General features: G+C 62.5%; 20 protein-coding genes. 16 read left to right on the top strand and 4 right to left on the bottom strand.

The genetic code is table 11. The features are described from left to right. Positions 1–126: 126 nt before the first annotated feature. Positions 127–1,377 (bottom strand): glycoside hydrolase family 5 protein, encoded by a 1,251-nt coding sequence (locus tag NLY36_RS13160; RefSeq protein WP_023736874.1) that lies wholly within the window; start codon positions 1,375–1,377, stop codon positions 127–129. A gap of 65 nt (positions 1,378–1,442) precedes the next feature. Here NLY36_RS13160 and ybgC point away from each other — a divergent pair, with 65 nt between their 5' ends. The 9 genes from ybgC (at position 1,443) to ftsH (ending at position 11,452) form a co-directional block, all read left to right on the top strand. Next, positions 1,443–1,913, top strand: coding sequence for a tol-pal system-associated acyl-CoA thioesterase (gene ybgC / locus NLY36_RS13155; protein WP_023673845.1), 471 nt, complete (start codon positions 1,443–1,445; stop codon positions 1,911–1,913). A gap of 311 nt (positions 1,914–2,224) precedes the next feature. Beyond that, positions 2,225–2,935 carry a protein TolQ gene (tolQ, locus tag NLY36_RS13150; RefSeq protein WP_023673844.1) on the top strand — a complete coding sequence of 237 codons (711 nt, stop codon included), beginning with the start codon at positions 2,225–2,227 and terminating at the stop codon, positions 2,933–2,935. A gap of 9 nt (positions 2,936–2,944) precedes the next feature. Continuing rightward, a complete protein-coding gene (gene tolR, locus NLY36_RS13145) occupies positions 2,945–3,397 on the top strand; it encodes a protein TolR (RefSeq protein ID WP_023673843.1) in 453 nt (150 codons plus the stop codon). Between the two features lie 7 nt (positions 3,398–3,404). Then, positions 3,405–4,562, top strand: a complete 1,158-nt coding sequence (tolA, locus tag NLY36_RS13140; protein ID WP_023733017.1) for a cell envelope integrity protein TolA — start codon at positions 3,405–3,407, stop codon at positions 4,560–4,562. A 38-nt stretch (positions 4,563–4,600) separates the two neighbouring features. Beyond that, a complete protein-coding gene (gene tolB / locus NLY36_RS13135) occupies positions 4,601–5,905 on the top strand; it encodes a Tol-Pal system beta propeller repeat protein TolB (RefSeq protein ID WP_023673841.1) in 1,305 nt (434 codons plus the stop codon). 259 nt (positions 5,906–6,164) lie between these two features. Further along, positions 6,165–6,671, top strand: a complete 507-nt coding sequence (gene pal, locus NLY36_RS13130) for a peptidoglycan-associated lipoprotein Pal (RefSeq protein WP_023684182.1) — start codon at positions 6,165–6,167, stop codon at positions 6,669–6,671. 211 nt (positions 6,672–6,882) lie between these two features. After that, on the top strand, positions 6,883–7,965 hold the full coding sequence (gene ybgF / locus NLY36_RS13125) for a tol-pal system protein YbgF (RefSeq protein ID WP_023733018.1): 1,083 nt from the start codon (positions 6,883–6,885) through the stop codon (positions 7,963–7,965). A gap of 51 nt (positions 7,966–8,016) precedes the next feature. After that, positions 8,017–9,423, top strand: coding sequence for a tRNA lysidine(34) synthetase TilS (gene tilS / locus NLY36_RS13120; protein WP_023733019.1), 1,407 nt, complete (start codon positions 8,017–8,019; stop codon positions 9,421–9,423). Between the two features lie 103 nt (positions 9,424–9,526). Further along, positions 9,527–11,452 (top strand): ATP-dependent zinc metalloprotease FtsH, encoded by a 1,926-nt coding sequence (gene ftsH, locus NLY36_RS13115; RefSeq protein ID WP_023673598.1) that lies wholly within the window; start codon positions 9,527–9,529, stop codon positions 11,450–11,452. Positions 11,453–11,518: 66 nt separating this feature from the next. Here the strand turns inward: ftsH and NLY36_RS13110 are convergent, their stop codons facing one another. Beyond that, positions 11,519–11,857: a winged helix-turn-helix transcriptional regulator gene (locus tag NLY36_RS13110; protein WP_023673597.1), complete on the bottom strand. Its 339-nt coding sequence runs from the start codon at positions 11,855–11,857 to the stop codon at positions 11,519–11,521. 215 nt (positions 11,858–12,072) lie between these two features. Between NLY36_RS13110 and NLY36_RS13105 the strand changes: the two genes are divergently transcribed. Both NLY36_RS13105 and NLY36_RS13100 read left to right on the top strand, forming a co-directional pair. Next, positions 12,073–12,837 (top strand): SDR family oxidoreductase, encoded by a 765-nt coding sequence (locus NLY36_RS13105; protein WP_023699188.1) that lies wholly within the window; start codon positions 12,073–12,075, stop codon positions 12,835–12,837. Between the two features lie 28 nt (positions 12,838–12,865). Next, a complete protein-coding gene (locus NLY36_RS13100; protein WP_023736875.1) occupies positions 12,866–13,741 on the top strand; it encodes an NAD(P)-dependent oxidoreductase in 876 nt (291 codons plus the stop codon). A 73-nt stretch (positions 13,742–13,814) separates the two neighbouring features. On the opposite strand, the gene NLY36_RS13095 is transcribed toward NLY36_RS13100, so the two are convergent. Both NLY36_RS13095 and NLY36_RS13090 read right to left on the bottom strand, forming a co-directional pair. Further along, positions 13,815–14,267, bottom strand: coding sequence for a hypothetical protein (locus NLY36_RS13095; protein WP_023736876.1), 453 nt, complete (start codon positions 14,265–14,267; stop codon positions 13,815–13,817). Between the two features lie 239 nt (positions 14,268–14,506). After that, positions 14,507–15,511, bottom strand: a complete 1,005-nt coding sequence (locus NLY36_RS13090) for a hypothetical protein (protein WP_023736877.1) — start codon at positions 15,509–15,511, stop codon at positions 14,507–14,509. A gap of 344 nt (positions 15,512–15,855) precedes the next feature. Here NLY36_RS13090 and glmM point away from each other — a divergent pair, with 344 nt between their 5' ends. The 5 genes from glmM to serA all read left to right on the top strand — a co-directional run bounded on the left by glmM (position 15,856) and on the right by serA (position 22,432). Then, entirely contained in the window at positions 15,856–17,208 is a 1,353-nt protein-coding gene (gene glmM, locus NLY36_RS13085) for a phosphoglucosamine mutase (RefSeq protein ID WP_023704880.1), read from the top strand. A gap of 251 nt (positions 17,209–17,459) precedes the next feature. Next, positions 17,460–18,305 (top strand): outer membrane protein, encoded by an 846-nt coding sequence (locus NLY36_RS13080; RefSeq protein WP_023673590.1) that lies wholly within the window; start codon positions 17,460–17,462, stop codon positions 18,303–18,305. Positions 18,306–18,534: 229 nt separating this feature from the next. Beyond that, positions 18,535–19,395, top strand: a complete 861-nt coding sequence (locus tag NLY36_RS13075; protein WP_023694608.1) for an outer membrane protein — start codon at positions 18,535–18,537, stop codon at positions 19,393–19,395. Between the two features lie 201 nt (positions 19,396–19,596). Then, entirely contained in the window at positions 19,597–20,772 is a 1,176-nt protein-coding gene (locus NLY36_RS13070; RefSeq protein WP_023736878.1) for a phosphoserine transaminase, read from the top strand. Positions 20,773–20,830: 58 nt separating this feature from the next. Further along, the gene (gene serA, locus NLY36_RS13065) at positions 20,831–22,432 is read left to right on the top strand and encodes a phosphoglycerate dehydrogenase (protein WP_023726192.1); all 1,602 of its coding nucleotides are present in this window, start codon (positions 20,831–20,833) and stop codon (positions 22,430–22,432) included. The last annotated feature ends 53 nt before the right edge of the window (positions 22,433–22,485 follow it).

The raw sequence follows: 22,485 nt of genomic DNA, 5'->3' as shown, positions 1-22,485 counted from the left end.
GGTGATGCCGGCCTGCAAATGAGGTGTTCCTGCGCTTCCGTAGTCACGGACCAAAGTCCGCTCCGTTCCGGTTCTCGGACCCTCATTTTCGACTCGGCCTGATCTGGATCTCGACATGCCCTAGGGCTAATGGAGCGAGCGGATTGCATCCATCACGGCGGGTTCGGCCTTTTCGCCGTTGAAGGCATCGACGATGCCGAAGGCGCCGCCAAAACTCCACACCGACCATGAGAAGCCATGCGCCTCGGCGCGCGCGATCATGTCTTTGACATAGGCTGCGCGGTATTTGGGCGGCATCACATAGGGGTTGCCATACTCCTGGCGGATCATGCCGAACTCGCCCAGCGTGATGTTTTCCGGCTTGATGGCGTTGGCCTTCGCCCAGGCCTCGACCTTTTCGAACGGCGCATCCATGACGCCGAGCAGCTTTTCGTCCGTGTCCATGCTGGCGGCTTGTTCATCGAGATAGGCGAGCAGGCCGTTCCGTCTGGTCCATGGCGCCTCGGCTTTTATCTTGGCGCGGATTGCATCCAGCGTCGCATCGAGCTCGGCGCGCGGCACCGCGGTCAGCGGATAGGGCAGGCCGGTGACATAAGGGATGAAATCGCCGGCCCAGGTCGCGCCCTGATGGGTCAGCAGGAACGGGTCGTAGGAGTGGAAGGTCCAGATGATGTTGTCGTCGGGGATCGACTTTGGGTCGATCCTGACCAGCGAAGCCGCACTGGAATAACAGGCGCCGGTCAGGATCAGCGTCAGCCTGGTGGCCGAGGCGCGCGCGGCCGCGAACAGCTTTTGCTGACGCTCCGGCCACAGGCTGGTGCCCTCGCTGTCGCAGTCGACGATAGGCTCGTTCATCGGCTCGAAAGCGACCTGCGCCGGGTCCTCAGTGGCAAGCGTGCGCGCCATTTTGCGGACGACCTCGACATAGGCGTCGAAGGTTGCGGGATCGTCCATCACCTGGCCCATGCCGATCTCGCGGCCGCCGCCGGCCGGGATCAGGTGCATGTCGACGATCACTTTCAGACCGGCCCGGTTGATCATGCGCGCCGAGTCCCGCACGCTGGCATAAAGGTCGTCACGCAGCGCCAGTGTCTGATCCGACATAAACGGCGAGGGATCGACCGGCATGCGCAGAAAGTCGAAACCGGCGGCCTTCAGCGCCTTGAGGTCATCCTCGTTCAGGAACTTGCGCCATTCCGGATAGGGCAGGATGGCTTGTCGGTCGTTCCATTTGTCTTCCCCGACCCAGGTCGTCCACTGGTCGAGGTTGAGGCCGCGCTTCATCGAAAAGCTAGCGGCCTGACCGGGAAGCGCAGACGCCGCCAGCACCAGCAGCGCTGCCATCACGGTCTTGATCATCGCCGTCAACAGTGCCATCCGGTTTGCTGCGCTGGTGATTTTGGCAAGACAGGTGCCCCGCCGGGGGCAAAAAGGAAAGCGCGATGGACGATCATGGTGAATCGGCGGCGCTTGCCGGCGGGCTTTCCGGAGCCTTGACGGAATTCGGCCATCGGCTGATGGCGCGAGTCTATTATGCCGACACCGATTTTTCCGGCGTCGTCTACCACGCGCGCTATCTCGAATTCTTCGAGCGCGGCCGCTCGGACTATCTCAGGCTGGCGGGCGTCCACCACACAGAACTTCACGAAGGCAAGCACGGCGAACGGATCGTCTGGGTGGTGCGGCGGATGGAGATAGATTTCCGCTCGCCTGCCCGCATGGACGATATCCTGACCATCGACACATCAACGCAGGATATTTCCGGCGCCCGCATCGTCATGGCGCAGCAATTGAAACGCGGGACAGAGGTTCTGGTCGAAGCAAAGGTCGAGGCGGCGATCATCGGCGAGAACGGCCGGCCGAAGCGCTTTCCGAAAGAATGGATCGCGGCCTTTCTACCAGGAGCAAGCTGATATCCAGGCCTGCCGGCCGGCAACGAGCGGCCAATCGGCAGCGCATTCGATTGTGGATGGATGGCCCGCGTCGTGCCTTGGCGCGGCAATGCGCCGCGCCATATTTCCTAACCCATCCTTAACCATAACGGTTCATGAAGAGATCGGTGAAGATTGGAAGAATCCGCGCGCCTTCCTTTCACCAATATTTGCCCTGAAAAGGCCGCCAACGGTGCATTTTGGGGTTAATCCGGAAGCCAAGCGCGAACGGACCACAAGGATGCCCATGGGCCAGCCGCCAGCGATGCCCGGAAAATCTTAAGGACTGAAGCATGGAAACTACCGCACTCGCCGATCCGGCAGCGCAATTGTCGATTTGGGCGCTGTTCACACAGGCCAGCTGGGTGGTCAAGCTGGTCATGATCGGTCTGCTCTGCGCCTCGGTCTGGACCTGGGCGATCATCGTCGACAAGCTGGTCAGCTATGCCCGCATGCGTCTGTCGCTCAATCGCTTCGAACAGGTGTTCTGGTCGGGGCAGTCGCTGGAAGAGCTCTATCGCACGCTTGCCGACCGCAAGACCACGGGCATGGGTGCGATCTTCGTCGCCGCCATGCGCGAATGGAAGAAGAGCTTCGAGAAGGGGGCCAAATCGCCGCTCGGCCTGCAGACCCGCATCGACAAGGCGATGGACCTGGCGTTGACGCGCGAGATGGAGAAGCTGGAGGGCCGTCTCGGCTTTCTCGCCACCACTGGTTCGGCCGCACCCTTCATCGGCCTGTTCGGAACCGTCATCGGCATCATGACCTCGTTCCAGGCGATTGCCGGTTCGAAGAACACCAGTCTCGCGGTTGTCGCACCCGGCATTGCCGAAGCGCTGCTGGCAACGGCCATCGGTCTGCTCGCCGCCATTCCAGCGGTTATCGCCTACAACAAGCTGTCATCCGACGCGAACAAGATCGCGGTGCGGATGGAAGGGTTCTCGGACGAGTTCTCCGCCATACTCTCGCGCCAAATCGATGAAAAAGTAGCGCCTAAGGGCTGAGGTAAGAAGATGGGTATGTCGGTTGGCATGGCAGGACGCGGCGGGCGCGGACACAGGCGGCGCGGCCGCCACCATGCATTGATGTCGGAAATCAACGTCACGCCGATGGTCGACGTGATGCTGGTGCTCTTGATTATCTTCATGGTCGCCGCACCTATGTTGACGGTCGGAGTGCCGGTCGACCTGCCGGAGACGAAGGCCAAGGCTATGAACGCCGACACCCAGCCGATCACCGTTTCGATCGACGCGGCCGGCAAGATTTTCCTGCAGGAGACCGAAATCCCAAGGGAAGAGCTGGTCGCCAAACTGCAGGCGATTTCCAAGACCGGCTACGAAGAGCGCATCTTCATCCGCGGCGACAAGGCGACCAATTATGGTGCCGCGATGGAGGTCATGGCCCTCATCCAGGCCGCCGGCTACAAGAATATCGGCCTGATTTCACTGCAGCAACAGGATCAGTAGACGCACGATGAAGACCGGCCTCACCACATCGGTGATACTGCATACGGTGGCACTGGCTTTCGGCCTGTTCACCCTGTCGGCGCCGGCCGCGCTGCCGTCCACGGATGTCGAGTCGATAGCGGTCGACATCGTTCCCATGGAAGCCATTGCGCAGACGCTGCAGGGCGACAAGAAGGCGGTGATGCATGAAAAGCCGGCGCCGATGCCGACCAAGCGTCCCGACATCGTGCCAGATGCACAGAAAATCGGCGAGAACAGCGTTGATACCGACAAGCCGGTGACGGACGATCCCAAGCCGAAACCGGTGGAGAAAACAGCGACGGCTGCTCCGGCGCCGACGCCGACCGAAAAGCCGAAGACCGAGGACACGCCGAAGCCAAAGGAAGCGCCGAAGCCGACACCTGCGACGGAGGTGGCGCCGGAGCCGCAGCCGAAGGAAGAGGTCAAGCCCGAGCCGGTGAAGCAGGTTGAACCGAAGCCGACCCCGGTGAAGGAGCCTGCACCAACACCGCAGCCGGACACGACCGCCGCCATAGAGCCGAAGCCACGCGTGAAGCCCGACGCGGTCGCCGAAGCCATATCGGATCAGCAGCCTCTGGAAGAAGCGCAGCTTCCGACTTCCGCTCCTGCTCCCGAAGCACGGCCGAAGCCGCAGCCGGCGCAGGCCGAAAGCGCCAAGGCACCGGACCGCAAGGACGCTGACAAGCCAGTCAAGGAAGCCTCGTCGAAGCCGAAGTCGGATGACAAGCAGTTCAATGAGGCTGACATCAAGGCTTTGCTCGACAAGCAGAAGCCATCCGGCGGCGGCGCTAAGCGCTCGACCCAGCAAGCATCGCTAGGCGGCGACAAGGATCAAGGCCAGAAGCTGTCGAAGTCCGAGCAAGGGGCATTGGAAGAACAACTCGGTGGCTGCTGGACCCTCCCGGTTGGGCTTGAGGGTTCTGAGGATTTCACCGTGGTGATCCGTTTCAGCCTGGATGCCTCCGGCAAGCTGGAGGGCCGTCCGACCGTCGAGAAGTCCAGCGGCAACCCCCAGTTCGACAGCAGCGCGGTTCGCGCTGTGCAGAAATGCGATGTCGCCGGCCTGCAGGTGCCCGCCGGAAAGCATGACATTTGGTCCGACGTTCGCGTCAACTTCGATCCCAGAGCGATGCTTGGCCTGTAGCCTGAGCACCCAGAAATCAGCAAGAGAAGCGAGAAGACATGAAATCCATCCTCAAGCCGCTCCTGATGGTCGCCGCGATGGCGATGGGCATGAACGCCGTCGTCACCTTGCCTGCTCGAGCAACCCTCGAGCTCAACGTCAACAAAGGCAATGTCGAACCGATGCCGATCGCCATCCCAGATTTCCAGGGAGGGCTCGGCGCGCAGATTTCCGAGATCGTCACCGCCGACCTGAAGCGCTCCGGTCTCTTCGCACCGATAGACAAGAACGCCTTCATCGAGAAGATCGCCAATCCGGATGCGCAGCCCCGTTTCGACGACTGGAAGGTGATCAATGCGCAGGCGCTGGTCACCGGCAGCGTGAGCAAGGAGGCGGACGGCCGAATCCGCGCCCAGTACCGACTATGGGATATTTTTGGCAACCAGCAGATAGCCGGGGAGCAGTTTTTCGCCAACGACGCAAATCAACGCCGTGTCGCCCACATCATCGCCGATGCGATCTATGAGAAGCTCACCGGCGAGAAGGGCTATTTCGACACACGCGTCGTCTTCATCGACGAATCCGGCGCCAAGAATGCGCGCAAGAAGCGGCTCGCCATCATGGACCAGGACGGCGCCAATGTGCGCTATCTCTCCGATGGCCGCTCGATCGTGCTGACACCGCGTTTCTCGCCCAACCGGCAGGAAATCACTTACATGTCGTACGAAAGCGGTCAGCCGCGGGTCTATCTGCTGCAGATCGAGACCGGGCAGCGCGAACTGGTCGGCAATTTTCCCGGCATGACCTTTGCGCCGCGCTTTTCGCCCGACGGCCAGAAGGTGATCATGAGCCTGCTGCGCGACGACGGCAATTCCAACATCTTTGCCATGGATCTGCGCAGCCGCTCGACCACCAGGCTCACCAATTCGACGGCGATCGATACCTCGCCGTCTTATTCGCCCGACGGCAGCAAGGTGGTGTTCACTTCCGACCGTGGCGGCCGCGCGCAGATCTATGTGATGGGCGCCGACGGCTCGGGCCAGACCCGCATCTCGTTCGGCGACGGCGTCTATTCGACGCCGGTGTGGTCGCCGCGCGGCGACCTCGTCGCCTTCACCAAGCAGACCGGCGGCGAATTCCAGATCGGCGTCATGAAGACCGACGGTTCGGGCGAGCGCATCCTCTCCTCGGGCTTCCAGCAGGAGGGACCGACCTGGGCGCCCAACGGCCGCGTGCTGATGTTCTTCCGCGACTCCGCCGGCGGCCCAAAACTGGTTTCCGTCGATCTCACCGGCCGCAACGAACAGTCGATCCCGACCGCGAATTTTGCTTCCGACCCGGCGTGGTCGCCGCTGCTGGAGTAACTAAGTTTCGGCCTGGCCCGCTCGCTTCGTTGCAACTCGGCAACACTACCTTAAAAGCCCCGTTTTGGGGCTTTTTTCACGCCAAAGTCGCGTTTTGGCCGCATTTCCGCCTACGGTCCGCGACCATTGTGGCATCAGGTCATTTTGGCTGGGGACGGCGGCTGAAACCAAATTTTAACCGTGTTTCTTGAATGCCGGTTAACCCAAACGTGGTTACTGGGTGATCAACGAAGTCACTCGAATACGAAGGAGAGGCGGCATGGGCCGTATCGCAGCACTTACCAGAAACCCGGCGATGATCGCCCTGATCGCGATGCTCGCCATCACCGGTTGCGCCTCGAAGAAAACCCCTAACAACGCTGCCGATCTCGGTCTCAATGGCGCGGGTGCGGCAACGCCGGGCTCGGCGCAGGACTTCACCGTCAACATTGGCGACCGCATCTTCTTCGACACGGACTCGACCGCGATCCGCGCCGATGCGCAGACGACGCTGTCGCGCCAGGCGCAGTGGCTCAACCAGTACAAGCAGTACGCCATCGTCGTCGAAGGCCATGCCGACGAACGCGGCACGCGTGAATACAATCTGGCTCTCGGCGCCCGCCGCGCCGCCGCCACCCGCGACTTCCTGGTCGCCAGGGGCGTTTCGGCGAGCCGCCTGAAGACCATTTCCTACGGCAAGGAACGTCCGGTCGCGGTCTGCGACGACATCTCCTGCTGGTCGCAGAATCGCCGCGCCGTCACCACGCTCTCCGGCGCCGGCTCCTGATGAGTAAGACGGCGGCCTTAGTCGCATAATTGCAACACTTCCATGCGAAAGGCGGCCTTGTGGCCGCCTTTTTCAGTTTCGGTCCCGGAAACAAACCCGGAAACAAAATTTGGCCGAAGTCTCGCCTCCTGCTAAGAGCCGAGGGCGTCGTGCCGGTCCCACTGTGATCGGAAGGCGCGAACAGGCTCACGATATTCACGGCGAGAGGCACATGCATTTCAGATCGGTCTTGAGCGGCACGCTTGCGCTGCTGCTCGTATCAGGCTTCGCGGCTTCTGCGAGCGGCACCGGACAACCCGCGGATAGCGGCTTTTCCTTCCATCTGCCGACGCTCGGCATTTTCGGCAAGAAGGAGAAGCCGGAGCAGCAACAGATCGCGCAGCAGCAGGACGGCACCGCCGCCGCGGGGCTGGAAGATCAGCTCCGGCAGATGAACGGCAAGCTCGAGGAACTCAACTTCCAGATCCTGCAGATGCAGGAGCAGATGCGCAAGCAGCAGGAAGACAACGAGTTCCGCTTCCAGCAGTTGGAAGGCGGCTCCAGCGGGCAGCCGCCGGCCCAGAAGAAATCGGAGGCCGCGCCGCAGGACGGTGGCGCGGGCACCGGCGTCGCCGAGGCCCCGGCAGACCAGGCGCCGGCCGATGCCGGCGCGCAGTCGGATGGCGGCCAGAGCGTCGGCGAGGTCATCGTCGAATCGCAGACCGGCGATCCCGGCAAGGTGATCAACGGCACGCCGCCCAAGACCTTCGGCACCATCACCGTCGACAAGAACGGCAATGTAATCGACGCCGGCGGCAACACGCAGGCAGCGGCGCCGGCGGAAGGTGCGGCTCCCGCCGCCGAGGCGCCGGCTGCCGGGGCTAAGACCGGCAAGTCGGACGGCACGGTGGTGGCGGCGCTGCCTGCCACCAACAACCCGGAAGAGATCTACCGCAACTCCTACCAGTTCATCCTGTCGGGCGACTACAGCACCGCCGAGCAGGGTTTTCGCGACCACATCGCCCGGTTCCCGAAGGACGCCAAGGCGGCGGACGCGCATTACTGGCTTGGCGAATCGCTGCTTGGCCAGCAGAAGTATCATGACGCTGCCGAGGTTTTCCTCTCCGCCAGCAAGGACTATCCGAAGGCCAAGAAGGCGCCTGACATGCTCCTGAAGCTTGGCGTGTCGCTGGTCGGCCTCAAGCAGAAGGATGTCGCCTGCGCCACCTTCGGCGAGATCGGCAAGCGCTATCCCGATATTTCGGCCGCGCTCAAGGAACGCGTCAAGCAGGAGAGGGCGCTGGCGGCGTGCTAGTCTTTGCCGTGTTGTCCCAGAACCGGGACCACTTTTGCGCGACATGCATTGATGCTCGATACCGAGCCTGACCTTTCGAATTTTTCGCAGATCGACTTTACCAACGGCGCGCTTGCGGCCGTGTCCGGCGGCAGCGACTCGACCGCCCTCCTTCTTCTCCTCAAGGCTCACCTCGACCGCAGCGCCCCGACAGCCCGGCTGCTGGCGGTGACGATCGACCACGGCCTGCGTCCGGAAGCAGCAGCCGAAGCGCGCAGCGTGGCAAAGCTTTGTGCCGAGCGCGGCATCGCGCACCGGACGCTCAACTGGTACGGCGCCAAGCCGTCGGCCGGCCTGCCCGCGGCGGCACGCGAGGCGCGCTACCGGTTGCTGGCCGAGGCAGCGCAGGCGCAAGGCATTGGTGTGATCGTAACCGGCCACACCGCCGACGACCAGGCCGAGACCGTCCTGATGCGAGCCGCGCGGAATGACGGGCGAGAGCTTGCAGGCCGAGGTCTCGCCGGCATGGCGCCTGCCACCCTCTATGACTGGCGGATCTGGATCGCGCGGCCGCTGCTCGGCGCTCGGCGCGCGGCGTTGCGCGCCTTCCTGCAGCGCGAACATGTCGGCTGGGTCGAGGATCCGACCAACATCGACACGAATTTCGAACGCCCGCGCATCCGCGCCGTGCTCGGCGAAGACCGGAGCGGGCAGCGTTTTGCCGAAGCGATCGGCCTGGCCAGGCGGGCCGCCGGCGAGCGCGAACAACTCGGTCGCCGCGCCGCCGCCCTGATCGGTGAATTTGCCAGCCGGCCGGCGAGGGGTCTCATCCGTCTCGATCCCGGTCTTGCCGAAGCTGACGACACGCGAGCCTCGGTCTATGCGCTGCGTGTCCTGCTGGCGGCGACGGGCGGCACCGCCTTGTTGCCGGACCAGGCGCGCGGCGAAGCGCTGTTCGAGCAAATGCGGGCCGGTCGGCTTTGCGCCACATTGTCGCGGGCGGTCGTCGATATCAGGCGAAACGGCATCTTCCTGCGCCGTGAATCGCGCGACCTGCCGCGTTCCGCGCCGATAGCTGGCACTCTGCTTTGGGACGGTCGCCGGCGGATCACGCCAGACATCGAAGCCGGGGCGATCACATTGGGCGACAGTCCGGGTGCATGGTTGATCGCGCCGCTTGGCGCCGCTGCCGCCGCCAGAACGCCGATTGCCGGGGATGGCGCGCCGCCAAGCCTTGTGCGCGCCGCCCTGGCTGCGGAACCGGCGCTATGGCGCGGCGGCGAATGCCTTGGTTTTGCAGGGGATGTAGCGGCGGCGGCGGCAATCGCCGTCAGTCCCGCCGTTGCGCCCTTTGCCCGTTTTCTGCCGTGCTTCGATCTGGTGTTGGCGCAGGCCGTGGCCGAGTTGATCGGCGCACCGCCTGTCCCGGCTTGCCCTTTGGCCGCCACAGTGCCGGTTGATCATGGCGCGAAAGCTTAACCCAGACGTGCTGTTATGCTTGGCAAGGGGGGGCGCTCTCCCTATGTTAGGCGCAAGTTTCCTCTCATGACGCGTGTCCCAGCGGGCACCAACGGGACAATTGATGAATCCGAATTATCGCAATCTCGCGCTCTGGGCGATCATAGCGGTCCTGCTCATTGCTCTCTTCAATCTGTTCCAGACGCCGCAGACTCGCGGGGCCTCGACCGACGTTCCCTATTCGCAGTTCCTGCAAGAGGTCGCGGCCGGCCGGGTCAAGACGGTGGTCATCGCCGGCGCCCGCATCACGGGCACCTACGCCGACAACGCCAATGGCTTCCAGACCTATTCGCCTGGCGATCCGCAGCTGGTCTCGCGGCTGCAGGACAAGAACGTCACCATCAATGCGCGGCCTGAGTCGGACGGTTCCAACTCGCTGTTCAGCTATCTGATCTCCTACCTGCCGATGATCCTGATCCTCGGCGTGTGGATATTCTTCATGCGCCAGATGCAGTCCGGCTCCGGCCGCGCCATGGGTTTCGGCAAGTCGAAGGCCAAGCTTCTCACTGAGGCGCATGGCCGCGTCACCTTCCAGGATGTCGCCGGCGTCGACGAGGCCAAGGAAGATCTGGAAGAGATCGTCGAGTTCCTGCGCGATCCGCAGAAGTTCCAGCGCCTCGGCGGCAAGATCCCGCGCGGCGTGCTTCTGGTCGGACCTCCCGGCACCGGCAAGACGCTGCTCGCCCGCTCCGTCGCCGGCGAAGCGAATGTGCCGTTCTTCACCATTTCGGGTTCCGACTTCGTCGAGATGTTCGTCGGCGTCGGCGCAAGCCGTGTGCGCGACATGTTCGACCAGGCCAAGAAGAATGCTCCCTGCATCATCTTCATCGACGAAATCGACGCTGTCGGCCGCCATCGCGGCGCCGGCCTCGGCGGTGGCAATGATGAGCGCGAACAGACGCTGAACCAGTTGCTGGTCGAGATGGACGGATTCGAGTCCAACGAGAGCATCATCCTGATCGCCGCCACCAACCGGCCCGACGTGCTCGACCCGGCGCTGCTGCGTCCGGGTCGCTTCGACCGCCAGGTGGTGGTGCCGAACCCCGACATCGTCGGCCGCGAGAAGATCCTCAAGGTGCATGTGCGCAACGTGCCGCTGGCACCGAATGTCGACCTCAAGGTGATCGCACGCGGCACGCCGGGCTTCTCGGGCGCCGACCTGATGAACCTTGTCAATGAATCTGCTCTGATGGCGGCGCGCCGCAACAAGCGCCTTGTCACCATGGCCGAGTTCGAGGACGCCAAGGACAAGATCATGATGGGCGCCGAGCGCCGCTCGTCGGCCATGACCCAGGCCGAAAAGGAACTCACGGCCTATCACGAGGCCGGCCACGCCATCCTGGCGCTCAACGTGCCGTCGGCCGATCCGCTGCACAAGGCGACCATCATCCCGCGCGGTCGCGCGCTCGGCATGGTCATGCAACTGCCGGAAGGCGACCGCTATTCGATGAGCTACAAATACATGATCTCGCGGCTTGCCATCATGATGGGCGGCCGCGTCGCAGAGGAGTTCAAGTTCGGCAAGGAGAACATCACCTCGGGCGCCTCTTCGGACATCGAGCAGGCGACAAAGCTGGCGCGCGCCATGGTCACGCGCTGGGGCTTCTCCGACAAGCTCGGCCATGTCGCCTATGGCGACAACCAGGAAGAGGTTTTCCTCGGCCATTCGGTGGCGCGCACGCAGAACGTCTCGGAAGAGACCGCGCAGATCATCGACGCCGAAGTGCGCCGGCTGATCGACGAGGCCTATGTCACGGCCAAGTCCATTCTGACCAAGAAGAAGAAGGAATGGATCGCTCTGGCGCAGGGCCTGCTCGAATACGAGACGCTTTCGGGCGAAGAGATCAAGCAGCTGATCGCCGGGCAGAAGCCCGCGCGAGATTTGGGGGATGATACCCCCACAAGCCGCGGCTCGGCTGTGCCGAAGTCCGGCCGCCGCAAAAAGGGTCCCGAGCCCGAAGGCGGCATGGAGCCTCAGCCGTCGAGCTGAGCTGACATCACTTGATGCAAGAAAACGCCGCGGCTCAATCCGCGGCGTTTTGCTATTCAGGGTCTCTCAAAGAGCATGCGGGACGGATGCATTTGCTTTGCCGGGGCGCACACCGTCAGTCCGGCCAGCATGTTGCTTGCCCCATCTGGCCAGCGGGATCAGGGCATTGTCCAGCTCGATGCCGAATTCGGTAATCGAGTATTCGACCCTCGGCGGCACCTCGGGAAAGATTTCGCGATGGACGATGCCGTCGGCCTCCATTTCGCGCAGCTGTTGGATCAGCATCTTTTCGCTGATGTCAGGCACCAGCCGCTTCAGCTCACCGAATCGTGCCGGCGCCTTGTGAATCTGCCAGAGCAGTAGCGCCTTCCATTTGCCGCTGATGACCTCCAGCGCCGGCCCCAATCCGCAACTATCTGGCTGTTTCTTTCCCATGTTTCATCCAATTCTGAGCAATCGGTGGGTAGCTTACATTTTTGTCGGTACTTGAGAAAAACCAAGCCGGTCCATAGCTTCAAACCAGCTCGCCGGCATCGGCGAACACCACAACATCATATCGGTACCTCGCTTCGACCTGCAAAGGCCGTCGGCGGCCGGATTTTGTCAAAAACGGATGGATCATGACACGATACGCAAACAAGAAGGCCGTTGTCATAGGCGGGACGCACGGCATGGGGCTCGCCGTTGCCGAAGCCCTGATCGAAAGCGGCGCCGAGGTCCTGGTCACCGGCCGCGACCAGCGCAACATCGAGGCCGCGCGAGCCAAGCTGCTTTCGCGAGCTCATGTCGTGCGGTCCAATATCTCAGACATGGCCGATATCGTCACGCTCGGTGCCGAAGTGGGGCAGAAGCTTGGCCAGATCGACTTCCTTCACGTCAATGCCGGGGTGGCCAATCTCGAACCCGTGGAGCGGGTCACCGAGGACAGTTACGATCGCACCTTCGACATCAACACCAAAGGCGCTTTCTTCACCGCGCAGCGCCTGCTGCCCCTCATCAGCGATGGTGGCGCCATAGTCTTCACCTCGTCGATCGCCGACGAATCCGGCACCGGCGGCATGAGCGTCTATTCCGGATCGAAGGCGGCACTGCGCGCCTTCGCCAAGGTCCTGGCCGCCGAGCTTCTGCCGCGCCGCATCCGCGTGAATGTGGTCAGCCCTGGTTTCATCGATACGCCGACGATGGGTGTGGCCGACGCCTCGGCCGAGGAGCGGGCCGCCTTCATGGCGATCGGCGACGCGGTCACGCCGATGAAGCGCCACGGCACGATGGAGGAGGTGGCGCGCGCAGTGCTGTTCCTGGCGTTCGACGCGACCTTCACCACGGGCGCGCGGCTGACCGTGGACGGTGGCCTTGGCCAGGACCTGAGCCCGACACCGGCGTAACCGCGCAACCAAACCAAGGAGAAGCAGAATGAGCGACATAACAGTGATCGGTCTCGGCGCCATGGGCACGGCGCTTGCCGAAGCCTTTCTGAACCAGGGACATGCGGTGACGGTGTGGAACCGTTCTCCGGCAAAGGCTGAGGCTTTGGCAGCCAAGGGCGCCATTGTGGCCAAGAGTGTCGAGGAAGCCGTCAGATCGAGTCCACTGATCGTGGCGTGCCTGCTTGTCTATGACACCGCTCGTGAGGTGCTCGGCCCAAGCCGAGACGCGCTGTCGGGCCGCACATTGGTCAATCTCACCAACGGCACGCCCGAGCAGGCGCGGGCGATGTCGGGCTGGGCGGTGAGCCAGGGCGCGAGCTATATCGACGGCGGCATCATGGCGGTGCCGCCGATGATCGGCGGGCCGCACGCCTTGATTCTCTACAGCGGTTCGCGCCAGGCGTTCGATGCCTGTTCGGGGCAGCTCGGAGCGCTCGGCACCAGCAAATTCCTCGGTGAGGATGCTGGCCTCGCGCCGCTCTATGATATCTCGCTTCTGACCGGCATGTACGGCATGTTCGCGGGCGTTCTGCAGGCGTTGGCATTGACGGGCGCAGCAGGAATCCCGGCCGGCGAGTTCATGCCGCTGCTGGCCTCCTGGCTTCAGTCGATGCAAGGCCTGCTGCCGAAGTGGGCGGAACAGATCGACAGTGGCGATCACACCAGCAATGTCGTTTCCAACCTGGGCATGCAGGTTGATGCCTACGTCAATCTCATCGATGCCAGCAGGTCGGCTGACGTCAGCACCGAACTCGTCTTGCCGATGCAAAGCCTGATGAAGCGCGGGGTGGCTGCCGGCCAGGCCAATGCCGATCTTACAAGCCTGGTCGCACTGCTCCAGCTCTCGAAACAAGGCGCTTGACGGGGCAAGACCCAAGAGAAGGCCCGCCAACCTTGCGGTTGAGGGCCTTCGATCTTCAAACGCTGCTGGTCGATCAGCTCTTCAGCTTGGCGTTGCAGAGGCTGTAATAGCCGCCGCCCTTCTGGATCCAGCGAAGGCCGTTCAACGTACCCGCGTCCTTGTTGCCGTGGTAGCCCTGCAGGCAGGTCTTCATCCGCGCCTTCGAGGGCTTCTCGGTCTTGAATTCGGCGGCGAGGGTGGTCGGGAATGTCACGCCCGTCGGCGCTACAGCGAGGGCGACCGCCGCGCTGGTTTCCTTCTGCGGCTGCGGCTCGGTTTTGACCGCATCCGCATTGGCACTCTCCGCAGCTGACGTCGCACACTTCTCGGTGCGGAAAGCGGTCCAATCCATGCCGTTCAGAGTGCCGCCTTCCTTGGCTGTGCGATAGGCCTCGCCGCATTCCTTCATTATCAGTGCGCTTGCAGGGGTGACGCTCCACGCAATCCATGCCGTCACAGCCAATGCCGCCAATTTCAATCTGGACATAAGACCCTCCTGGTTGACAAAAATTCGATGTCCTTTTGTATACCATTTGTTCTGCATATGTTCAATTGGAATCTTTGCGAATCACCGATATGTCTGGGGTGGGCAGTGTGGGCGAATGGATGATTCCGACAGCTTCCGCGATATGTAACGCGATCAACGCCGGGTGTGTTCGAGCGCAATAAAAAGGCCCGTGCATGCTGCGATGCGCGGGCCTCTGTCTGGAGAATATGGCTACGCGATCAGCTCTTCAGCTTGGCATTGCAGAGGCTGTAGAAGCCGCCGCCCTTCTGGATCCAGCGCAGGCCATTCAGCGTGTTGGCATCCTTGTTGGCGTAGTAGAGCTCGAGGCAGGTGTGCATGCGGCCCTTGGCCGGCGTCTCGCCGGCGTATTTCTTCGAGATCGCGGCCGGGAACTTCACGCCCTTGGGAGCGGTGACCGAGGGCTTCTCGGGCTCGCTGGTATAGGTCGCCTCGCTCGGAGCGGGCACGGTGTCGTCGTCATCTGCGCCTGCGCCGCATTCGGCCTTGCGGAAGTCGTTCCACTTCTTGCCGCCCAGAGTATTGGCAGACTTGGCAGCCTGGTACTTGGCGCTGCAATCGGCCATGCTCAGGCCCTTGCCGCTGCTGTCGGCAGCTGCCTTGGTGGTTGCCTTGGCGGGTGCTGCCGCGGCCGAGGCCCCGGCGGCGCATTCGGTCTTGCGGAAGTCGTTCCACTTTGCGCCATTGAGCGTACCGGCGGCCTTTGCCGCCTGGTATTTGGTGCTGCATTCCTTGGCCGTCAGGCCCTTAGCGCCATCGTCGGTTGTGGCTGCGGCCTTGGTCGTGGCCTTGGCCGGTTTTGCCGCGGCGGAAGCGCCGGCGGCGCATTCGGTCTTACGGAAGTCGTTCCACTTCGCGCCATTGAGCGTACCGGCGGCCTTGGCAGCCTGGTATTTAGCGCTGCATTCCTTGGCCGTCAGACCCTTGGCGCCGTCATCAGCAGCGGCGGCGGCCTTGGTCGTGTCCGTCTTGGCCGCAGCGGCCTTCTTGGCCGCCGGCTTTGCGGTCTCGGTGGTGGCCGCCGCGTCGGTGCCGCACTCGGCCTTCCGATACTGATTCCAGGTCTGCCCGTTCAGCGTGCCGGCGTCCTTGGCGGCATTATACTTGGTACTACACTGGGCCATGGTCAGCGCGTTGGCGGGCGCCGCCATGAACAAGGTTGCGACGGCAAGACCCGTCAAAGTTGCAAGTCGGTGGATGAGCATGGCGATTCTCCCGTTGCTGCGCCCATAGGTTGTACCTGTGTCAATCAATAGCTCTCAACGCTAGGCTGCGCCAGATGCTAAACGGCGTTCTCCCGATAAGGTGATGGACCCTTGCGATCTGCCCCTCCAACAGTCCGGCTTACCGGCCCAATCTGCGCAGTGTGGCCCAGTGTGAATGCTATATTGCGGCAACACCGTGTCATGATACGCTGCCAACGCTCCGAACAGCCTGCTACAATGATTTTCTAAGAATTGGTAATATACAATCACACAATGTGATAGTCGGGCTCGGACCAATTGTGGCACTACGAGCCGGCTGAAAACCGACGGGGATTCTGGCAAGCATGGCAGGACGTTATTTTGGCACCGACGGCATTCGCGGGCGCGCCAACAAGTTTCCGATGACGGCTGAGATCGCGATGCGGGTCGGCATGGCCGCCGGCCTGTCGTTCCAGCGCGGCAGCCATCGCCACCGCGTCGTGCTCGGCAAGGACACCAGGCTGTCCGGCTACATGATCGAAAACGCCATGGTGTCCGGCCTGTGCGCGGCCGGCATGGATGTGTTCCTGCTCGGCCCGATCCCGACACCGGCGGTCGCCATGCTGGTGCGCTCGCTGCGCGCCGATATCGGCGTCATGATCTCGGCCTCGCACAACCCTTATTACGACAACGGCATCAAGCTGTTCGGTCCCGATGGCTACAAGCTCTCCGACGAGATCGAGGAGCGCATCGAGAGCATGCTCGACAAGGATATCGAACTGGCGCTCGCCGATTCCGACGGGCTCGGCCGCGCCAAGCGCGTCGACGGCGTGCATGACCGCTACATCGAATTCGCCAAGCGCACGCTGCCGCGCTCGATGTCGCTGTCGGGTCTCAGGATCGTCGTCGATTGCGCCAATGGCGCAGCCTACAAGGTGGCGCCCGCCGCACTTTGGGAACTGGGCGCCGAGGTCATTGCCATCAATGTCGATCCGAACGGTTTCAACATCAACAAGGAATGCGGCTCGACCCATCCGGCCGGCCTGCAGAAGAAGGTGCATGAAGTGCGCGCCGATATCGGCATCGCACTCGACGGCGATGCCGACCGTGTCGTCATCGTCGACGAGAACGGCACCATCGTCGACGGTGACCAGATCATGGCGCTGATCGCCGAGTCCTGGCACCAGAGCGGGCGACTGGCCGGCGGCGGCGTCGTCTCGACGGTGATGTCCAATCTCGGCCTCGAACGCTTCCTTGGCGACATGAAGCTGCAGCTGCATCGCACCAAGGTCGGCGACCGCTATGTCGTTGAGCATATGCGCGCGCACGGGTTGAATGTCGGCGGCGAGCAGTCGGGCCACATTGTGCTGTCCGATTTCTCGACCACTGGCGACGGGCTGGTCTCGGCGCTGCAGGTGCTGGCCTGCATCAAGCGGCAGAACCGGCCGGTCAGCGAATTGTCGAAGAAATTCGAGCCGGTGCCGCAACTGTTGAAGAATGTCCGCATCGCCGGCGGCAAGCCGCTTGAAGAAGCCTTGGTCAAGGCGGCGATCGAAGATGCGCGCAACCGTCTAGGCAAGGCCGGCCGCCTGGTTATCCGGCCCTCGGGCACCGAGCCGCTGATCCGCGTCATGGCCGAGGGCGACGACCCACAGCTGGTCGAGGCCGTGGTCAACGACATCGTCGACATCATCTCGGAAACGCGCAGCGCCGCCTGATTGCGCTGCCTCCGACGGGAGGGGCGAACTGCCGGCTCAAGACTTCAAGCCCGCCTGCAGGCGGGCTTTTTGTTTCGGCCAGGGTTGGTCCCAGCGTCATGGCGGCGGAGGCCGTTTGCTAAAATGTCGAGAATTCGTGGTTAATCGACAGGGTTAAACGCCTTTTAACTTTTGCAATTCATTATCCACAACTGAGGTCAAACACATTCGAGCGGATTCAAAGTTCCGACGGGTTCTCAGGGGTGACAAACATGTTCAATGCAGCAAAAATGGCTTTCCTTGCCGCGCTGTTCGCAGGCGTGGCCGGGCCAGTATTCGCCGCCGATCTGGCGGAGCCGCCAGTGGTCGAAGAGGCGCCGGCGCCGATCGCCTATGAACAGCCGGCCGATTTCGGCGGCTGGTACATCCGCGGCGATATCGACTATCACTGGTCGAAGTTCCGCGGTGGTGACTACACCACCTACAGCCCGGCACCGCCCCAACTCCCCGGTTCGTTCGCCTCCGGCAAGTTGAAGAGTTCCTTTTCGGCCGGCGCCGGTGTCGGTTACCAGGTCAACCGGTACTTCCGCACCGATCTGACCTTCGACTGGATGGGCAAGTCCAATTTCCGCGGCTCGACCAATGGTTTCTGCGGCGGCGGCATAGCTTGTACCTCCGTCGACACATCGTCCTATTCGGCGATGCTGCTCCTGGCCAATGCCTATGTCGATATCGGCACCTGGCACGGCGTGACGCCCTATGTCGGCGCCGGCATCGGTGGTGCCTGGGTCAAGTGGGATACGCTGCACAATACCGATCTCGATGGCTCCTTCGAGCACAGCGGCGGCAAGGGCTGGCGCTTTGCCTATGCCCTCATGGCCGGCGCCTCCTACTGCCTGACCGACCGGGTCAAGCTCGATCTCGGCTATCGCTACAGCCACATCAATGGTGGCAAGATGTTCAACTACGCCTCCGACAGCGATGTCGGCCCGGGCTTCGATCGCGGCATCAACGTGCACGAAGTGCGCGGCGGCCTGCGCTACCAGTTCGGCCGGTCGGACTGCGCCCCGCCGCCGGAGCCCTACGTTCCCGAACCGGAGCCGGTCTACACCAAGTAGTCGCTTCGAAATCCAGGAATTTGCGAACCGCCCGGCCATGCCGGGCGGTTTTTGTTTGCCGATTGCGGTGCACTTCCAGGCCGCGGCGTGCGGAGAGAAAGCCTATCGAAATCAAATCGGTAACGTCGCGTTATCCTTAACCCGCACTTAACCACTATGGTTAACAATGCCTACTGAAACGGCGCTTGCGATCAAAATGAAGAGCGCCAATTTCAGGAGCCGGGGACCCATGAATTTCAAATTGCTGACAGCGCCGGCACTTGCCGCACTCGCGCTTGCGCTGCTGACGCCGGCGCAAGCCGCGGACTACGATCCGCCGATCTATGTCGATCAGGCGCCGGACTATCAACCGGTCGAGGTCGGCTCGGGCTGGTATCTGCGCGGCGATGTCGGCTACGCGTTCAGCCATCCCTTCGAGCATGAGGAAGCGACAACCGGCCCGCTTAACAGCTTTACCGATGAGAGCAGCCTTTTCACAGGCAGTTTCGGTATGGGGTATCATGTCAACGACTATCTTCGGGTCGAGCTGAACGGCGGGATTCTTCCGACCGACAAATTCGGGGAACACGCCAAGTTGGCAGCCACTTGCGACGGCCATACGCTTGTGGACGACGGTTTTGGCACCATCAATTCCGTCGCGGCTACGCAGGCATGCGATCTTTCCGACAATGCTTCCAACAAAGGCTACAGCATCATGGCCAATGGCTATGTCGATCTCGGCACCTATGTTGGAATCACTCCATATCTTGGCGGAGGGGTCGGTGTCGCATACAATAAATATTACAGGAGCATTGGGGCGAAGGATTGCGTGGAAGTGGCCCCCAATTCGTCCGGCACGGGCGGGTTCTCTTGTGATGATCCGGCCGGTTACGAGGGTGCAACGGATAAGGAGGGCAAATTCAACCTTGCCTATTCGATCGGGGGCGGTCTTTCCTATCAGGTGGCCAAGAACGTGTCGGTTGACCTTGGCTACGAATATTTCTCGGTGCCGGGCGCCAAATACGTCGCTTATGACAGCGGCGCCTTCAACATCCACAAGGGCATCAATTATCAGACGGTCAAGCTCGGGCTGCGCTACGACCTCTGGTAGGCTGGCTGCAGATACGAAACCCGACGGCGGATCTCTTCGATCCGCCGTTTGCGTTTGGGCTCACGACATCCTGATCCCGGACTGCTTCTATCTTGTCAGCGACAAAAACTTTCCTCTTGACGCCTGAGGGCTGAACGCATATCGCCGTCCGTGGGCCACCCCTCCCCAACGAGGGGCCACTATCTGGAAGGATAGACCACGATGACGACGCATACGAAGCCCGGACTCCGTCCGGCAAATCCCAATTTCTCCTCAGGTCCCTGCGCAAAACGCCCCGGCTGGTCGGTCGAGGCGCTGAAGAATGCCGCGCTCGGCCGTTCCCACCGCGCCAAGATCGGCAAGACCAAGCTCGAACAGGCGATCGAGCTGACTCGCGAAATTCTCCAGGTTCCGGCGGATTACCGTATCGGCATCGTGCCGGCGTCGGACACGGGTGCTGTCGAGATGGCGCTGTGGTCGCTGCTCGGTGAACGCGGTGTCGACATGGTGGCATGGGAAAGCTTTGGCTCGGGCTGGGTGACCGATGTCGTCAAGCAGCTGAAGCTCGCCGATATCAGAAGGATCGAGGCAGGCTATGGCGAACTGCCGGATCTCACCAAGATCGATTTCGACCGCGATGTGGTCTTCACCTGGAACGGCACGACCTCAGGCGTGCGCGTGCCGAATGGCGATTTCATACCGGCGGATCGCAAGGGCCTGACCATCTGCGATGCCACCTCAGCGGCATTCGCGCAAAAGCTCGATTTCCAGAAGCTCGATGTCGTCACCTTCTCCTGGCAGAAAGTGCTGGGCGGCGAGGGCGCACACGGCATGCTGATCCTGTCGCCTCGCGCCGTCGAGCGACTGGAAACCTACAAGCCGGCGTGGCCGCTGCCGAAAATCTTCCGCCTGACCTCGGGCGGCAAGCTGATCGAAGGCATCTTCAACGGCGAGACCATCAACACGCCGTCGATGCTGTGCGTCGAGGACTATCTCGATGCGCTTCATTGGGCGAAGTCGATCGGCGGTCTCGATGCGTTGATTGCCAGAGCCGATGCCAATGCCGCCGTGCTCGATGGCTTTGTCGACAAGTCGTCCTGGCTCGGCCATCTCGCGGTCGATGCGGCGACACGGTCCAACACGTCCGTATGTCTGTCCTTCACCGACGCCGATGTCGCGGCGCTCGAAGCCGACGGGCAGGCGGCTTTCGCCAAGGCGATCGTCTCTATGCTCGACAAGGAAGGCGTCGCGTACGACATCGGATCCTATCGCGATGCACCTTCCGGCCTGCGCATCTGGTGCGGTGCCACCGTCGAGACATCCGATCTCGAGGCGCTGCTGCCTTGGCTCGACTGGGCCTTCGCCACGCAGAAGGCTTCGCTGAAGGCCGCAGCCTGAGATTTCGTGGTGGCCTGCGGGCCGCCCTTTCCCGACAATCCAGTTCAAGGAGGCCGCCATGGCGCCCCGCGTTCTCGTCTCTGACAAACTCTCCACCACCGCCGTCCAGATATTCAAGGACCGCGGTATCGAGGTCGACTATTTGCCCGATCTCGGCAAGGACAAGGAAAAGCTGCTCGAAGTCATCGACCAGTATGATGGTCTTGCCATCCGCTCGGCGACCAAGGTCACGGAAAAACTGATCAACGCAGCGACAAGACTCAAGGTCGTCGGCCGCGCCGGCATCGGTGTCGACAATGTCGACATCCCCGCGGCGAGCCGCAAGGGCATCATCGTGATGAACACGCCCTTCGGCAATTCGATCACCACGGCCGAACATGCGGTGGCCATGATCTTTGCACTCGCCCGGCAGATCCCGGAGGCCAATGCCTCGACCCATGCCGGCAAATGGGAAAAGAACCGTTTCATGGGCGTCGAGATCACCGGCAAGACGCTGGGTGTCATCGGCTGCGGCAATATCGGCTCGATCGTCGCCACGCGCGGCGTCGGCCTGAAGATGCATGTCGTTGCCTTCGACCCGTTCCTGTCGGACAAGCGCGCCGAGGAACTCGGCGTCGACAAGGTCGAGCTGGACGAGCTTTTCGCCCGCGCCGATTTCATCACGCTGCACACGCCGCTGACCGACAAGACGCGCAACATCATCGACGCGGCGGCGATCGCCAAAATGAAGAACGGCGTGCGCATCATCAATTGCGCGCGTGGCGGGCTCATCGTCGAAGCCGACCTGGTCGCGGCGCTGAAGAGCGGCAAGGTGGCGGGCGCCGGCGTCGATGTGTTCGAGGTCGAACCGGCGGAGAACAACGCGCTGTTCGGCATGGAGAATGTGGTGGCAACGCCGCATCTCGGCGCCTCGACAGCGGAAGCACAGGAAAATGTTGCGCTGCAAGTAGCCGAGCAGATGGCCGACTATCTGATCAAGGGTGCGGTTTCGAATGCCATCAACATGCCCTCGATCACGGCCGAGGAAGCACCGCGGCTAAAGCCGTTCGTCAAGCTCGCCGAAGTGCTCGGCGCCTTTGTCGGCCAGGTCACCGAGGACCCGATCAACGAGGTCGAGATCCTGTTCGACGGCTCGACCGCGACGATGAACACGCGCGCCCTGATCAGTGCGACGCTCGCCGGGCTGATCCGGCCGCAGGTCGCCGACGTCAATATGGTGTCGGCGCCGATCATGGTGAAGGAGCGCGGCATCATCGTCGCCGAGGTCAAGCGCGACAAGTCGGGCGTGTTCGACGGCTACATCAAGCTGACGGTGAAGACCGAGCACATGACGCGCTCGATCGCCGGCACCTGCTTCTCCGACGGCAAGCCGCGCTTCATCCAGATCAAGGGCATCAATCTCGACGCCGAGGTCGGCCAGCACATGCTCTACACAACCAATGCCGATGCGCCCGGCATTATCGGCCTGCTCGGCACGGTGTGCGGCGAGAACGGCGTCAACATCGCCAACTTCCAGCTCGGCCGCAACCGGCCGGGCGGCGACGCGATCGCGCTGCTCTATCTCGACGCGCCGTTCCCGGAGAAAGTGCTGGAACAGGTCAAGGCGCACAAGTCCATCGACTCGGCCAAGCGGCTGCAGTTCGACGTCAACGCAATGTAGTTGACGGCGTGGCGGATGCGGCGGTCCTCCCCCCATCATTGGGGCGGCCGTCG

The organism is Mesorhizobium sp. C399B (genome assembly GCF_030323185.1).
In the GTDB taxonomy this organism is placed as follows: domain Bacteria; phylum Pseudomonadota; class Alphaproteobacteria; order Rhizobiales; family Rhizobiaceae; genus Mesorhizobium.
Note: the sequence above shows the minus strand (reverse complement) of the source record. Positions and strands in the feature narration are given on the sequence as shown.

What these genes read in the sequence shown, in the direction of transcription:
- tolB (WP_023673841.1), top strand. Translation starts at nt 4,601, where the DNA reads ATGAAATCCATCCTCAAGCCGCTCCTGATGGTCGCCGCGATGGCGATG.
- tilS (WP_023733019.1), top strand. Translation starts at nt 8,017, where the DNA reads ATGCTCGATACCGAGCCTGACCTTTCGAATTTTTCGCAGATCGACTTT.
- pal (WP_023684182.1), top strand. Translation starts at nt 6,165, where the DNA reads ATGGGCCGTATCGCAGCACTTACCAGAAACCCGGCGATGATCGCCCTG.
- glmM (WP_023704880.1), top strand. Translation starts at nt 15,856, where the DNA reads ATGGCAGGACGTTATTTTGGCACCGACGGCATTCGCGGGCGCGCCAAC.
- NLY36_RS13090 (WP_023736877.1), bottom strand. Translation starts at nt 15,511, where the DNA reads ATGCTCATCCACCGACTTGCAACTTTGACGGGTCTTGCCGTCGCAACC.
- NLY36_RS13105 (WP_023699188.1), top strand. Translation starts at nt 12,073, where the DNA reads ATGACACGATACGCAAACAAGAAGGCCGTTGTCATAGGCGGGACGCAC.
- tolA (WP_023733017.1), top strand. Translation starts at nt 3,405, where the DNA reads ATGAAGACCGGCCTCACCACATCGGTGATACTGCATACGGTGGCACTG.
- NLY36_RS13075 (WP_023694608.1), top strand. Translation starts at nt 18,535, where the DNA reads ATGAATTTCAAATTGCTGACAGCGCCGGCACTTGCCGCACTCGCGCTT.
- serA (WP_023726192.1), top strand. Translation starts at nt 20,831, where the DNA reads ATGGCGCCCCGCGTTCTCGTCTCTGACAAACTCTCCACCACCGCCGTC.
- NLY36_RS13160 (WP_023736874.1), bottom strand. Translation starts at nt 1,377, where the DNA reads ATGGCACTGTTGACGGCGATGATCAAGACCGTGATGGCAGCGCTGCTG.
- tolR (WP_023673843.1), top strand. Translation starts at nt 2,945, where the DNA reads ATGGGTATGTCGGTTGGCATGGCAGGACGCGGCGGGCGCGGACACAGG.
- NLY36_RS13080 (WP_023673590.1), top strand. Translation starts at nt 17,460, where the DNA reads ATGTTCAATGCAGCAAAAATGGCTTTCCTTGCCGCGCTGTTCGCAGGC.
- tolQ (WP_023673844.1), top strand. Translation starts at nt 2,225, where the DNA reads ATGGAAACTACCGCACTCGCCGATCCGGCAGCGCAATTGTCGATTTGG.
- ybgF (WP_023733018.1), top strand. Translation starts at nt 6,883, where the DNA reads ATGCATTTCAGATCGGTCTTGAGCGGCACGCTTGCGCTGCTGCTCGTA.
- ybgC (WP_023673845.1), top strand. Translation starts at nt 1,443, where the DNA reads ATGGACGATCATGGTGAATCGGCGGCGCTTGCCGGCGGGCTTTCCGGA.
- NLY36_RS13100 (WP_023736875.1), top strand. Translation starts at nt 12,866, where the DNA reads ATGAGCGACATAACAGTGATCGGTCTCGGCGCCATGGGCACGGCGCTT.
- NLY36_RS13095 (WP_023736876.1), bottom strand. Translation starts at nt 14,267, where the DNA reads ATGTCCAGATTGAAATTGGCGGCATTGGCTGTGACGGCATGGATTGCG.
- NLY36_RS13070 (WP_023736878.1), top strand. Translation starts at nt 19,597, where the DNA reads ATGACGACGCATACGAAGCCCGGACTCCGTCCGGCAAATCCCAATTTC.
- ftsH (WP_023673598.1), top strand. Translation starts at nt 9,527, where the DNA reads ATGAATCCGAATTATCGCAATCTCGCGCTCTGGGCGATCATAGCGGTC.